A 13,501-nucleotide genomic window follows, 5' to 3' on the forward strand; every position below is an offset into this window, starting at 1 on the left:
AATATCCTAGAAGCGCTTGCCGTAGTGGCTGACAATGGTGCGGGTTGTGGTGCTCGAAATACCGACACCCAACGCGACTATGCGGAAGACCTTGATCTCGCCACCGCCGGTGGACTCGCCATAGCCTCCGACGGTGATGCTATCGGCCGGATCTTCCTTGTCGGCATTGCCCGCCAGCTCGATATACATGCGGCCGGTCATCTTGTTGCCGTCCGGCCCCTCCATCTCCACTTCAAACTCTGCGGAATTGGTGTCGGTCCAGGTAGCAGCATCCAGCAGATTGTTTGGACCATCCCCTTCAGCGCGACGCCAACCCGTGGCGCCGAAGTCCCCAGTCGTCGAAATACCATCGATATAATTCTCGCCCTGCTTTACCAGCGCCTCCGCCACTTCAAGGGCCGTCTTGGCATCACGGGAAGCGAAGGTCATTTTCTCCTCCAGCAACACGGTACGCGCCGCCGAAACGCCGATCAGGGTAAGCACCAAGAGCACTATCAGACTGACTACCAGCACTGCCCCCTTCTGCTTTGCGGTTGACTGCATCACATATTCCCCCTGTTACGCACTTTGGCAGTGCCCAGGTAGACCTTTCTCAACTTGCCGTCGTTGTAGATAGTGTCGTTACTATCCAGGTCGGTAACCGCCAGGTCATCGGCATTGATGGCCGTATCACTGGCTACCACCAGTTGCACCTTGAGCACCTGTGCCTGCTCCATTATTGCAGGATCGGCGTTCGCCACACTCCAGGTATCCACCGTATCGTCGCCATTGGTATCGCGACCATAGAGTATCTGCATGTCTTCCACACCCGGGATCAGTTCCTGGGCATCTCCACCATTCTCGCTGACGAACAGTGACGGGCTGCCGGCAGCGCTGTCGGCGACAAAGTAGATACGCTGGTAAGGCACCAGGATACGAGAGTCGGCACCGTACTCCCGCTGCAGGTTTTTGCTGAGATTGTCGATGCCGGTACTGTTGCCGGTGTTATGCACCAGCGTCCGTTTTCCGGAGTCGCCACCGCTTCCGTTCTGGATATTGGTAATGGTAAAGAGTTCGCCACTCTGGCAGTTGGTCAAGAGCACGGTCTGATCCACCTCAACTGCGCAATCCTGGCTCGCATGAAGGGATGCAGCGGTGGTGCTGGGAACCATGCGACCGGTACCGCCACAGGCGTCCTCGGCGCCACGTAGGTACAATATATCGGTGCCGTCCAAAACCGCTTTGGTGCCAACCGTCTGGCTGCTCGCGTTGTCAGTTCCGAGAATGCCATTGGCACCGAGATTGGCCAGGTAGCCCGGATCGTAGCCGTCTGCTGTATCGCTAGGATCCAAGTGGTCCTGGATGCTGGCCGAGTCCGGCGCGCAGCCCCAGTAGTCCGCCATACGGATTTCCTTGGTCAACAGGTCCATGGCGAAACGGCCGCTCTCCTGCACCCGTGCGAAAGCGGTCTGCATGCGCATTGTGTCGCGGTTGCTGTCAAATATCTGCAGTACACCCCACAGCAGCATGGCGCTCAGCACCAGTGCAATCATCAATTCGATCAGCGACAAACCGCTCTGCCGGGCGAGAGATTTCATATTCATAGTTCCACCACCAACACGAAGGTTGAATCGTCCAGGCCGCCGTCGCTGGTGCCGCGGTTTTCGCCGGTGTGCTGCTCCCGCCAGCTTACGGTAAAGGTAACGGTATCTCCGTTGCGGCTGATCTGTCCGGTGCCAGAGGGCAGATTATCGCTGATCACCTGCCCCCAGTCGTAGAGATCCATACTGGCCAGCTCCCGCGCAGTGCAGCCGTTACTGCAATCCTGGGGGGCTTCATCTTTTCCGTTGACTGTCTTGTCGTCGTAGCTATTCAGCGCCACCCCGGCGGGGTTGGCCCGCATGCGTTCCGCCATTTCCTGAGATGCCAATGCAGCCAGGTAGCGGTGGTGGGAATTGTTGCCGTTTTTCAGGCTCATCATCTGGGTGGCGGAAAGGCCGAGCAGCCCCACCGCCAGGATCAGGATGGTGACCAACACCTCGATCATCGTCGCACCTGCTTGTCTTTTCATGGAGGCCACCTAGCTGCAAGAGATACTGGAAGTCAGTCGTAAGACACCTGAGGCCAGCAGGCTGAGTTCCTTGCCATGGTCGCCGCTGCGGTCATCACAGAGAGTCAGCTTGAACTGGTTGCCACCTCCGCTGACGGACCCACGCGGGCTGTAGCTCAGGCTTATATTGGCGCTCGCGGTGCCATCCACTTCACCGCTGACGGCAAGATCGGCGGAAGTCGACAGGCGTACCAGGCGCAACTCCTCAGCGTCGTTATCGTCAAAGTTGCCGTCACCGTCGGCATCGAACCAGACCCGCAGGCCCTTAGACAGATCGCCGGCGAGGGCATCCACCCGGACCGTGCGCCCACGGCGGACCGCCTCCGCGCGCGCATAGTTCAGCGCACCGGAGATATCATTGATTGCGGCTGCCAGACGGTTATTTTTTATCATCGTGTTGAACGAGGGGACCCCTATGGCCGTGACAATGGCCAGTATCGCCACCACCATCATCAACTCGATCAGGGTGAAGCCGGCTGCCCGACGCAAACTGTTCATTTTTTATCCTTTTTTACCTTGCCGTTATTTCACTTGGTACACGACGGGCGTACCTATACCCCAGCTATGTTCAAAACTGAAGCGAACAAGCCCAATGTGCCCAGTTTCTCCGATGGGTGGATTGTCGCGGCCGACAGGCGGTAACTACTCGGTGGAAATCTTTTACGGGGAAGGAAACGTCGGCCGGCAGTCTTTGAACAAAAAACGTCCAGCAACCGCGCTGTCAGTGGGAAAGAATGGCTAGCTCATTGCTTTTGTTTCGGCGACCACGCATACGCCAGAGGTGGCTCCCCGCAGCCGAGCGGTTTATCTAGAAAGGCGTCACTTCATTCCAGGACAGACGTCCCACGCGATCGCCGGCATACCAATTGCGATCACCACACAGCAGGTTGCCGTTGACATTGAGACAGAACTTGCCCTGAGAACCTAAGCCGCCGCCACCGGTGATGATGGTAGGTGCGCTGGGCAGACCTCCAGTGGAGCCGCCATTTGAAGTCCCTGATTCGCTGTCCAGATCCAGCGGCAGTTCACCGACGAACCCTTCGTCCACAGCGTCGATAACACCGTCATTATTCGCATCGAAAACCGGGAGAGCAGGCGCGAGACCGGTGGCAAAATCCACACTCATCAGCCAGCCCGTCCCTCCGGACGAGCAGGTTTCCGTGCTCGGAATGGCCGTGTTGAAGAAGAGCACACTGCTCATCAGCAGCGACTCTACGACTACCCGCTCGCCGCCAACTGTCTCGACAGTACCGGCGCTGCCATCGGCAAGGAGGATTTGCCAACCGTACTGGGTAGTCCAGTCGACCGGCTCTCCGGAGACGATGCGCAAGCCATTGCTGAGGCCAAGCCTGCGCAGCTCCAGATCAGATGAATCAAGACCGAAGTCCCCCCTGTCCCAGACCGCGTAATATGAGGAACCATCGGTATTCTGGAGGTCCTCGGTGTTCAGATACTGGCCAGAACCAAACAATACCAGGATGTTGGGGAAGCCCCCCGCAGGTACCGCGTTGTTCCTAGCCAAACGGGGGGCGGTAGTGATGGGTTCGCGCAGCGAACCGGTGCCCATGTCGGTGCGGAACAGCGGATCCGGGTAGGCCTTTCCCCAATTCGTATCTACACTTTCACAAATGCCGTTACTCATGTTGCATAGGTCAAAAGTCCACATGTTGCCCTGCACGTCCCCGGCGTAGACCCAGTCAGCCACGCCGTCGCCGTTCAGATCAGCCAGGGACGGGGTGGACAAACCATTCTTGTCCGTGTCACTCCCCTCTCCGGTCGTGATTTTCTTTACTTCACCATTATCAAAATAATAGATATACAACACCGCAATGCCGTTATTGCTGTTATATCCGTTTCCGAAAATCGCCGCCCAGCGCCCGTTGTTTAGCAGCGCGATTTTGGGCCGACTGAAAGACAATCCCATATCGTCGTCATCCATGCCCAGCTCCCCAAGGACAATTCTGCCGGCATTACCTGCAGAAAAATCGGCGGGGTCGGTGATATCAAGAAAGAAGTAACCCTTACCACCTGCACCGAGACCGCCGACCAGGACCGTGCGCCAGGCGTTATCGAAATAGACATCGGCGACTGTCGGAGTCAGGTCCACGTAGAATTTATGCGCGTATTCCTGACTCGCCAGGTAATGGAGACCACTGGAATTTTCTGTACTCAGCACCAATTCAGGCACATAAGCTATTTTCTCCTCTCCAGTCAGCGCATCAAAACCGTGCAGCATACCGTCATTCGCGCCCACATAAACCATGGCCTGGCGATCCACGTTGTCGGCGACGAATTCCGAGTAAAGATCGGAGGATGTGCCGAAGGGAGGAGAATCCGGGTAATTGAAGTCGGGCTCCCCTACATAAGTTGGCGTGGAGTTGACGATATCACCGATGGCACCGTCGCGCCGGCGGAAGGCACTGGCAGAATCTCCCTCGCCTGCGCTGCTGCCGCGAATGTAGCCCAGCCGCTCTCCAGCCCGATCATCCACTGTTGCAGTGGCAGTATCGATTTGCAGATCCGCTTCATGCACGCTGACCGGTACACCGCCTATAAGGTTATTCGCGAACAGTCTGCCCCTGCCATCCTCCGAGGTCAGGATAAAACGTGCCCTTGGAGCCGGAAGTGCACTTTCTGCATCCCACAGTTCCATTTCGCTGATATCGCCGTCGGAGTCGATCGTATGCGCAAGCAGATTGCCGGACCATTTGTCGCTGTTGTAGCTGGCCAGATAGGCGATAGCACCACTATTCAGCGAAGTCGCGTTGAAAGCCACTGCCGAGGAGGCTCCGATCCTGGAAAAGATGTCGGTCAGAATTGAACGGAAGGCGTTCTGCAGCGCAGCGCTATCCGATGCGAACAAAAATTGACCGCCGGCCTGATTGGCAGCACTTTTCATCAATGGATTGTCGGCCAGTGATCCCTCGGCAAATCCCACCATATAGGTGGTTACATTGTTCTTTGCGGGGTTACTGTGGTCCAGACCACCCAAATCCGGACGAAGATCCATGTCGAACATGGCGGTAGTGACGTCGTCCAGATAATCCGAGCCATCATTTGGATACTGAGGGCAACCTGGTTCCACACTACAGTTGTCACTGTCGTCGTTGTCGTAATCCTGTAAGAGCGCACTGATATTCTGGTCTCGCGTAGGGAGACCGTCTGTCAGTACCATAAAGAAGTTTTTCTGGCAATAAAACTCTACTGTCTGACTCGGTGCGCTCTGCCCGGTGGCAAACGCCGGCTCATTGATAAAAATCTGATCTACGGAGTGGGTGCTGTCGGCGGATTGTCCAAACGAATTTTCCGGGTGTAATGTCAAGCGGTTACTGGCCGGGTAGCCCAAGGTGAAATAGCGCCCTATATCAGATGTGGCTTCTGCTAATGGCGTAAAGCCCCCCGCATTAATACCGGAGATTTTATTCTTTACGTTTGTCTTCTCCGTCGCTGTCAATACAGAAAGGTTCTGGAGGATTAATGCACCATCGTCGTTGTTAAATTGCGCCAGACCGACGCGCATGCTTTCGTCATCCAGGCTATCAATCAGGTTGGAAGCCGCCTTTTTTACCGTCTCAATGCGCGTTTCACCGGAATCCAGTTCCTTGTTCATGGAGCCGGATGAATCGAGCATAATCAAAAGATTGGGTTTGGCACCTCCCTGAGTAGCCAGCGGCACGCTGGAGACGGGGCCCGGCGCAGTCTTTGTGCTCTGTGCGTCAACCAGTATCGATAAGGTATAACCTAGGACGCCGAGCAACAGCATCAGGCTGCGCTGCGAAAAATTCCGGGAAGAAATCATCTGGTTTCCCCTATAGAATCTTTCCGTGGTGAGTGACCAGTATTCGCTCTGTTTTCGCCACTCCCAAACCACGCGCGACAATACGGAACACCTTGATATTGCCGCTCGCCGCGGTGACATTATTGGTACCTTTAACTTCCACTAAACCCACCATGGCCTCCGGGTCCAGCTCACCGGCGAGCTCGATAAAATATTGTCCGGTAAACTCTCTGCCGTTCATGGTTACGACAACCTTTTTGCTTACTTCTTCTTCCCATGTGGTACTGGCAAAGAGGTCTGCCGGTGCACTACCCTGATTGTAATGTCCGCTGGTGCCTATGGCGGTGAAGTCGTCAATCGTACTGATCGCATCGATTTCTGCCTCCGCCGCGCGAAGCGCGGCTTCCGCCACTTCCAGCGCCAACTTTGCATCACGGGAGGCGAATGCCATCTTTTCCTGCAGGATAATACTGCGCGCACCGGATACTCCGATCAGGGTCAATATCATTAGCACTATCAGGCTCGCTACCAATACCGCGCCTCGTTCACGATCAGCTGACAAGTTTTTCATTAGCAATTCTCCATGTTTCACAACTTGTTCGAAGCCGTATACACATTGCGCACTCTGTCATCGTTTTCGAGTGTAGCTGCCGCATTTTGTCCCAGCAGGGTACAATCGAAAGGCTTCACTCTACTGCTTTATCCGGGACAATCAGCAACTGTATTTGGATTTCCGCGACCTGGTGGTTCCCTGTACTGCTCACGGAGGCTTCCCCTAGATACCCGCCGTGCCGTTTCCACTCATGTACGGACCAGGCATATTGGTTGTCTCGTTGCGGCATATAATGCAAGTACGCAAAAAGGTTATAGATCTTTCACTCGGCGAAGATTGCACTTGCTGTTTGTACTCGGGCACAGACCGCCCCTAACCGCAGGTCAAGTCGCGATTTCGAAGCGCCCCACTGGTGAGCAGATTCAGGCTGCGCCCCCTCTCTCCACTAGCTGCGGAATCACAGATTTCGATGACAAGAGGGGCGGCCATGTTCGTCTGACCATTGGGTCGATAAGCGAACTCGATGGAGCCGGCCGTTACCTTCACACTGGCGCCGGCGCATGGGGATGTTACCTGAATGATTTCACCACTACCCACTCTGCTGTTGGCATCCGAATCGTTAAATACCTGCACACCACTGGCGATCCCGTCGCGCGCGGTGATTTTTATAGGTCGGTTGCGCCTCACCGCTTCACTACGCGCCAACTGCAACGCACCGGCCAGTTCGCTGGCACAGGAAAGACGCTGCTTGCGCTTGATCACATCTACAAAGGAGGGGGCAGCGATGGAGGTGATGATCGCGAAAATTGCGATAATAAACCCCAATTCCATCAGGGTAATTCCCGCGGATTGTTTCCGAACTTGCATTTCGCTTCCTTACACTACCGCGGCTGGTCCATCAGCCACTTCGATACAACCACCTTCAGCCTAGGTAGGCCATCAGAAGCAGAAAGCTTTTATGGCAGAGATTTTTCTGTCATAACGACTGGCGGTAGTTGTTCTGCAACCAATGGCGCTCAGGGCAAACTCGACTGGCACCGGACGGCACTCAATGTAAGTGTCCGGTCTCATGTCCAGAGAGCGTATTGGCTCAACTCAGGCCGTGATCAAAATCGAACATTCAGTGAGGATAGCAGGGAATTTTCGGGAGGCGGGTGTAGCGGCGCAGAGCGCCGCCGGTTTAACGCAATTCTTTCGGCAGGGAGAAGCGGATATTTTCCTCGCGCCCAGCCATCTCCCGGGGCAGCTCGGCCCCCAGCTGCTGCAGACGCTCTATGACCTCCTGCACCAGCACCTCCGGTGCCGAGGCGCCGGCGGTGATACCGATGGCGCTCTTGCCGGCCAGCCAGGCGGAATCTATGTCCGCGGCGCCGTCGATCAGCTTGGCGGCGGCGCCGCAGCGCTCGGCCAGTTCGCGCAGGCGGTTGGAGTTGGAGCTGTTGGGGCTGCCCACCACCAGCACAAGGTCGCTCTCCAGGGCCAGTTGCTTGACCGCGTCCTGGCGGTTCTGGGTGGCGTAGCAGATGTCGTCCTTGCGCGGGCCTCGAATTTGCGGGAAGCGTGCGCGCAGGGCGTCGATGACCTTGGCGGTATCGTCCATGGACAGGGTGGTCTGGGTGACGAAGGTGAGGTTGTTCTCGTCCTTCACCTGCAGCCTGGCTACATCCTCCTCGTCCTCCACCAGGTAGATGGCGCCGCCGGCGCCGGTGTCGTACTGGCCCATGGTGCCCTCCACTTCGGGGTGGCCCTGGTGGCCGATCAGTATGCATTCGGCTCCGTCGGTGCTGAACTTGCTCACTTCCATATGCACCTTGGTCACCAGCGGGCAGGTGGCATCGAACACCTTGAGGCCCCGCTCGGCGGCCTCCTGCTGTACCGCCTTGGAGACGCCGTGGGCGCTGAAGATCACGATGACGTCGTCCGGCACTTCCGACAGTTCGTCCACGAACACGGCGCCACGCTTGCGCAGGCTGTCCACGACGAATTTGTTGTGCACCACTTCGTGGCGCACATAGATGGGCGCGCCGAAGACGTCCAGGGCGCGGTTGACGATGTCGATCGCGCGGTCGACGCCGGCGCAGAAGCCGCGGGGGTTGGCGAGTCGGATTTGCATATTCAGTTCAAAACCCTGGTTTCATTGGTGCGCGCGGCGCACCCTACTGAATCGAGTCCACCTCGATGATCTTTACGTGGAAGTTGAGCGTCTGCCCGGCCAGCGGGTGGTTGAAGTCGACGGTGACCTCGTCTTCGCCCACTTCGCGGATCACGCCGGGCAGTTCGCCACTGCCGTTGTCGAACGAGACTACCAGCCCCTCTTCGAGCTCGATGTCCGGTGAGAAGCTGTCGCGGCGCACCTTCTGCACATTGGCCGGGTTGCGCTGGCCGAAGCCCAGTTCCGGCGGTATCTCGATTTCCGCCTCGTCGCCGGCCTTGAGGCCAAACAGCGCCTGTTCGAAGCCCGGCAGCAGGCTGCCGTCGCCAACGCTGAAAGTGGCCGGATCGCCTTCAAAAGTGGAGTCCACTTCGGTGCCGTCGTCCAGTTTCAGGCTGAAATGCAGGGTTACCCGGCTGTGCTCGCCGATTTCGGTATTTGCCATATTCTCTAAACTTCCGCGCCCTTCTTTGCTTCGCCTTTCTTGTCGGCGCCGTCTTTGTCCGAAAAGAACAGCAGTTCGATCACCAGCATGGCAGCGCCGATACTGATCGCCATATCCGCGACATTGAATACCGGAAAACTCCAGCTACCGTAGTAGACGGAAATAAAGTCCCGCACATAGCCGAGCAGCATGCGGTCCCAGAGGTTGCCGATGGCGCCACCGAGAATCAGCGCCAGCGCAAAGGGCTCCCAGCGCTTCGCGGGGGAAAGTCGCCACAGCCACACGCTGACCATGGCACTGAAACCCAGCGCAATGGCGCCGAAGAACCAGCGCTGCCAGCCGCCGGCATCGGCGAGGAAACTGAAGGCGGCACCGGTGTTTTCCGCATAGGTGAACTGCAGCAGGCCGGGGATTATCTGCATCGCGGGGCCGTACATAAACATTTCCACCGCCCACACCTTGGTGGCGATATCCAGGCCTATCACCACCAGCGCCAGCCAGTACCAGCGCCAGGGGTGTCCGAATACTTTCAATCCGTTACTAGGCATAGTGCCTTTCCTCGCCCTTTCCGGCCACGTTTTCCACGCAGCGGGAGCAGATCTCCGGATGGTCCGGATTCGCGCCCACATCGGCGCGGTAGTGCCAGCAGCGCGCGCATTTGGGGTGATCCACCTTGCGCACGTCCACTTTCAGCCCGGCCAGTTCGGTGGCGTGGGCGCCGGCGGCGTCGCTGAGGCGCTGCACCGAGGTGGAGGAGCAGATCAGCACGAAACGCAGCTCGTCCTCTAGTTCGGTCAGTTTCTCGCGCAGATCGTCGTCGGCGTAGAGGGTCACCGCAGCCTGCAACGAGCCGCCGATATTGCCGGCCCCGCGCTGTTCCTCGAGCACCTTGTTCACCGCGGCCTTTACCTTGGCGATGTCCGCCCAGTAGCCGGCACCCTTCTCCGCACCCTCGGGCAGCTTCGGCAGCGGATACCATTCATTTAAGAAAACGCTCTCGGCGTTTTCTCCGGGGATAAACTGCCACAGCTCCTCGGCGGTAAAGCTGAGGATAGGAGCTATCCAGCGCGCGAAGGCCTGCACGATATGATAGAGGGCCGTTTGCGCGGAGCGGCGCGCGACGCTGTTCGGCTTCGTCGTGTACTGGCGGTCCTTGATGATATCCAGGTAGAAACCACCCATCTCCACCACGCAGAAGTTGTGCAGCTTCTGGTAGATCTGGTGGAACTGGTAGTTGTCGTAGGCGGCGATGATTTCGTCCTGCAACCGCGCGGCCTTGTCCAGGGCCCAGCGGTCCAGGGCCAGCAGTTCCCCTTCCGGCAGCAGGTCCTTTTGCGGATCGAAACCGGCCAGGTTGGACAGGAAGAAGCGCGCGGTGTTGCGCAGGCGGCGGTAGGAGTCCGCGGTGCGCTTCAGGATCTCGTCGGACACCGCCATCTCGCCGCTGAAGTCGGTGGCGGCCACCCACAGGCGCAGCACGTCGGCGCCCAGCTTGTTGATCACATCCTGGGGCGCGACGGTATTGCCGATGGACTTGGACATCTTGCGCCCCTGGGCGTCCACGGTGAAGCCGTGGGTCAGCACCTGCTTGTAGGGGGCGCAGTCGTTGATCGCAATCGACGTCTTCAGGGACGACTGGAACCAGCCGCGGTGCTGGTCGGAACCCTCCAGGTAGAGGTCCGCCGGGAAGCGCAGGCCGTCGCGGCGCTCCAGCACCGCGTAGTGGGTGACGCCGGAATCAAACCACACGTCCAGGGTATCGGTCACCTTCTGGTACTGGTCGGCCTCATCGCCGAGCAACTCACGGGGATCCAGGTCGAACCAGACATCCATGCCCTCGGCATCGATGCGTTCGGCCACCTTGTCCATCAACGCCGGGGTGTCCGGGTGGATCTCGTGGGTCTCCCTGTGCACGAAGAGCGCGATGGGCACGCCCCAGGTGCGCTGGCGGGAGATACACCAGTCCGGGCTGGCATCCAGCATCGCATCGATACGCGCCTTGCCCCAGCCGGGGATCCACTGCACCTGGTCGGCAGCCTTCTGCGCGTGGTCCAGCAGGTCGTTCTGCTGCATGCTGATGAACCACTGCGGTGTGGCGCGGTAGATCAGCGGCGTCTTGGTGCGCCAGCAGTGCGGATAGCTGTGCACCAGTTTGTCTTTGTGCAGCAGCACGCCCTTCTCTTCCAGCAGCGTGACAATCTTGTCGTCCACCTTGTAGACATGTTCGCCGGCGAAGAGGGGCACGCTGTCGCGGTAGACGCCGTTGTCGTCGATGTAGTTGAGGGTCTCTATGCCGTATTTCTTGCCCACCACAAAGTCGTCGGGGCCGTGGTCCGGGGCCGTGTGCACGCAGCCGGTGCCGGCGTCGGTGGTGACGTGGTCGCCGAGCACGATCGGCAGCTCTTTTCCGTAGAAGGGGTGATTGACCTTCAGGTGCTCCAGGGCCGCGCCGCGGATACGGCCGACAATGTCACCCTCGAGGCCGGCGCGCTCCAGCACCGCGTCCTTCAGTTCTTCGGCGACGAGGATGCGCCGATCGCCGGCCTGCACGACCACGTATTCCAGCTCGCCGTTGACCGATACCGCCTGGCTGGATGGCAGCGTCCAGGGGGTGGTGGTCCAGATCACGACGGACAGGGGGCCGTCGCCAGCGTGACCGCCTGCGGCATCGGCGATCGCCAGCGCCGTCTCCTCGGTGACCGGGTAGCAGACATCGATGGAGTAGGAGGTCTTGTCCTGGTACTCCACTTCCGCTTCGGCCAGCGCCGAGCCGCCGACCACGCTCCAGTAGACCGGTTTGAAACCCCGGGCCAGGTGGCCGTTTTTCACGATGCGGCCGAGGGCGCGCACTATGTCGCCTTCGAACTGGAAGTCCATGGTGCGGTAGGGATTGTTCCACTCGCCGAAGACGCCGAGGCGGATAAAGTCCTTCTTCTGCCCCTCCACCTGCCTGGCGGCGTATTCGCGGCACTTCTGGCGGAAGGTCTTGTGGTCCACCTTGGTGCCGGCCTTGCCGATCTTGGTTTCCACCTTGTGTTCGATGGGCAGGCCGTGGCAGTCCCAGCCGGGCACGTAGGGGGCGTCGAAGCCACTCAGGGTCTTCGACTTGACGATGATGTCCTTGAGGATCTTGTTGACCGAGTGACCAATATGGATATCGCCATTGGCGTAGGGCGGGCCGTCGTGCAGGATAAACTGCTCGCTGCCGGCGCGCGCCGCGCGGATCTTTTCGTAGAGCTTGCCCTGCTGCCACTGCTGCAGAATCGCCGGCTCCCGCTGGGGCAGGTTGCCGCGCATGGGGAAGTCGGTTTCGGGCAGGTTCAGAGTCGCTTTGTAGTCGGTCATTGAAATGGATTCAGCTCTGTAGGATGGACAAAGCGCAGCGTGCCCATCTTCGGCGTTGTTGATGGGCACGCTGCGCTTTGCCCATCCTACGGGTGTTGTTTACCGGTATTGTTACGGATTCTGTGCGAACCAGGCCTTGGCATTCTCGATATCCCGGGCAATCCATTCTTTCAGGATTTCCAGGGAGGCGAACTTCTCCTCGTCGCGCAGTTTGTGGCAGAACTCCACCGCCAGCTCGCGGCCGTAGAGATCGCCGTTGAAATCGAACAGGTTCACTTCCAGCAGCGGCTGCGCGCCCTCGCCCTCCACGGTTGGGCGGAAACCCACATTGGCTACGCCGTTTATCTCCCGGCGACCGGTGGCCAGTTCCGAGCCGTCGGTCGCGGTCACGCGCACCGTGTAGACGCCCACCAGGGGCGAGCGGTAGCGGTGCAGGCGCACATTCGCGGTGGGCGCGCCCAGTTGGCGTCCCAGCGCCCGCCCGGGCGCCACGCGGCCGGTGATGCGGTAGGGTTTGCCGAGCAGTGTTTCCGCCAGTTCGAAATCCGCATCCTCCAGCGCCTCGCGGACGCGCGTGCTGCTGACCCGCCCGCCGCGGACCTCCACCGTGGCTGTGTCCTCCACGGTAAAGCCAGCCCCGGCACCCGCTTCCTGTAGCAACCGGTAGTCGCCGCTGCGATCGCAGCCAAAGCGGAAGTCGTCACCCACCACCAGGTGTTTGATGCCAAGGCCGCCCAACAGTATGCGCTGGATAAAGTCCTCTGCGCTCAAACTGCGCAGTTTTTCATTGAACTGAAGGCACAGTACCCGGTCCACACCTGCGTCGAACAGTGCCAGCACCTTCTCCTTGAAGCGCATCAGCCGCGCCGGCGCCCGCTCGCCGGAGAAGTACTCGTGGGGCTGGGGCTCGAAGATGATCGCCACCGACGGCAGCTTCTGTTCGCGGGCGCGCCGGTTCAGCTGCGCGACGATCGCCTGGTGGCCGAGGTGCACGCCGTCGAACGAGCCGATGGTGGCCACGCAGCCTTTGTGGCGGGGACGCAGGTTGTGCAGCCCGCGAATCAGTTCGCGCTTCTGTTCCCGTTCTTGGGCCAAGGCGGTTCTTCCCATCCTCACAAAATCGAGCGGCGCAGTATAGC

At 59.0% G+C, this 13,501-nt stretch carries 12 protein-coding genes; all 12 read right to left on the reverse strand.

The features are described from left to right. Positions 1-6 precede the first annotated feature (6 nt). A complete protein-coding gene (locus tag AC6R19_RS16905) occupies positions 7-543 on the reverse strand; it encodes a pilus assembly PilX family protein (protein WP_500581030.1) in 537 nt (178 codons plus the stop codon). Next, positions 543-1,577 carry a PilW family protein gene (locus AC6R19_RS16910; protein WP_500581031.1) on the reverse strand — a complete coding sequence of 345 codons (1,035 nt, stop codon included), beginning with the start codon at positions 1,575-1,577 and terminating at the stop codon, positions 543-545. Before AC6R19_RS16910 ends, AC6R19_RS16905 begins: the two co-directional genes overlap by 1 nt. 2 nt (positions 1,578-1,579) lie before the next feature. Next, positions 1,580-2,050, reverse strand: a complete 471-nt coding sequence (gene pilV, locus AC6R19_RS16915; protein ID WP_500581032.1) for a type IV pilus modification protein PilV — start codon at positions 2,048-2,050, stop codon at positions 1,580-1,582. A 9-nt stretch (positions 2,051-2,059) separates the two neighbouring features. After that, a complete protein-coding gene (locus AC6R19_RS16920; protein ID WP_500581033.1) occupies positions 2,060-2,587 on the reverse strand; it encodes a GspH/FimT family pseudopilin in 528 nt (175 codons plus the stop codon). A gap of 310 nt (positions 2,588-2,897) precedes the next feature. Continuing rightward, complete coding sequence (locus tag AC6R19_RS16925; RefSeq protein ID WP_500581034.1) at positions 2,898-5,888, reverse strand: pilus assembly protein; 2,991 nt, start codon at positions 5,886-5,888, stop codon at positions 2,898-2,900. Positions 5,889-5,898: 10 nt separating this feature from the next. Continuing rightward, positions 5,899-6,438: a pilus assembly PilX family protein gene (locus AC6R19_RS16930; RefSeq protein ID WP_500581035.1), complete on the reverse strand. Its 540-nt coding sequence runs from the start codon at positions 6,436-6,438 to the stop codon at positions 5,899-5,901. 354 nt (positions 6,439-6,792) lie between these two features. Further along, a complete protein-coding gene (locus AC6R19_RS16935; protein WP_500581036.1) occupies positions 6,793-7,287 on the reverse strand; it encodes a GspH/FimT family protein in 495 nt (164 codons plus the stop codon). Positions 7,288-7,600: 313 nt separating this feature from the next. Continuing rightward, entirely contained in the window at positions 7,601-8,533 is a 933-nt protein-coding gene (ispH, locus tag AC6R19_RS16940) for a 4-hydroxy-3-methylbut-2-enyl diphosphate reductase (RefSeq protein ID WP_500581037.1), read from the reverse strand. Positions 8,534-8,576: 43 nt separating this feature from the next. Next, positions 8,577-9,017 (reverse strand): FKBP-type peptidyl-prolyl cis-trans isomerase, encoded by a 441-nt coding sequence (gene fkpB, locus AC6R19_RS16945; protein WP_500581038.1) that lies wholly within the window; start codon positions 9,015-9,017, stop codon positions 8,577-8,579. 5 nt (positions 9,018-9,022) lie between these two features. Continuing rightward, on the reverse strand, positions 9,023-9,565 hold the full coding sequence (gene lspA, locus AC6R19_RS16950) for a signal peptidase II (RefSeq protein ID WP_500581039.1): 543 nt from the start codon (positions 9,563-9,565) through the stop codon (positions 9,023-9,025). Next, positions 9,558-12,362: an isoleucine--tRNA ligase gene (gene ileS / locus AC6R19_RS16955; protein WP_500581040.1), complete on the reverse strand. Its 2,805-nt coding sequence runs from the start codon at positions 12,360-12,362 to the stop codon at positions 9,558-9,560. Before ileS ends, lspA begins: the two co-directional genes overlap by 8 nt. Before the next feature lie 111 nt (positions 12,363-12,473). Then, positions 12,474-13,457, reverse strand: coding sequence for a bifunctional riboflavin kinase/FAD synthetase (ribF, locus tag AC6R19_RS16960; protein ID WP_500581041.1), 984 nt, complete (start codon positions 13,455-13,457; stop codon positions 12,474-12,476). Positions 13,458-13,501: the final 44 nt, after the last annotated feature.

This window comes from Microbulbifer sp. SE14 (assembly GCF_059834885.1).

Bases quoted from the DNA above. Each gene is read 5' to 3' on its own strand.
- AC6R19_RS16905 (WP_500581030.1), bottom strand. From the start codon at position 543: ATGCAGTCAACCGCAAAGCAGAAGGGGGCAGTGCTGGTAGTCAGTCTG.
- AC6R19_RS16910 (WP_500581031.1), bottom strand. From the start codon at position 1,577: ATGAAATCTCTCGCCCGGCAGAGCGGTTTGTCGCTGATCGAATTGATG.
- pilV (WP_500581032.1), bottom strand. From the start codon at position 2,050: ATGAAAAGACAAGCAGGTGCGACGATGATCGAGGTGTTGGTCACCATC.
- AC6R19_RS16920 (WP_500581033.1), bottom strand. From the start codon at position 2,587: ATGAACAGTTTGCGTCGGGCAGCCGGCTTCACCCTGATCGAGTTGATG.
- AC6R19_RS16925 (WP_500581034.1), bottom strand. From the start codon at position 5,888: ATGATTTCTTCCCGGAATTTTTCGCAGCGCAGCCTGATGCTGTTGCTC.
- AC6R19_RS16930 (WP_500581035.1), bottom strand. From the start codon at position 6,438: ATGAAAAACTTGTCAGCTGATCGTGAACGAGGCGCGGTATTGGTAGCG.
- AC6R19_RS16935 (WP_500581036.1), bottom strand. From the start codon at position 7,287: ATGCAAGTTCGGAAACAATCCGCGGGAATTACCCTGATGGAATTGGGG.
- ispH (WP_500581037.1), bottom strand. From the start codon at position 8,533: ATGCAAATCCGACTCGCCAACCCCCGCGGCTTCTGCGCCGGCGTCGAC.
- fkpB (WP_500581038.1), bottom strand. From the start codon at position 9,017: ATGGCAAATACCGAAATCGGCGAGCACAGCCGGGTAACCCTGCATTTC.
- lspA (WP_500581039.1), bottom strand. From the start codon at position 9,565: ATGCCTAGTAACGGATTGAAAGTATTCGGACACCCCTGGCGCTGGTAC.
- ileS (WP_500581040.1), bottom strand. From the start codon at position 12,362: ATGACCGACTACAAAGCGACTCTGAACCTGCCCGAAACCGACTTCCCC.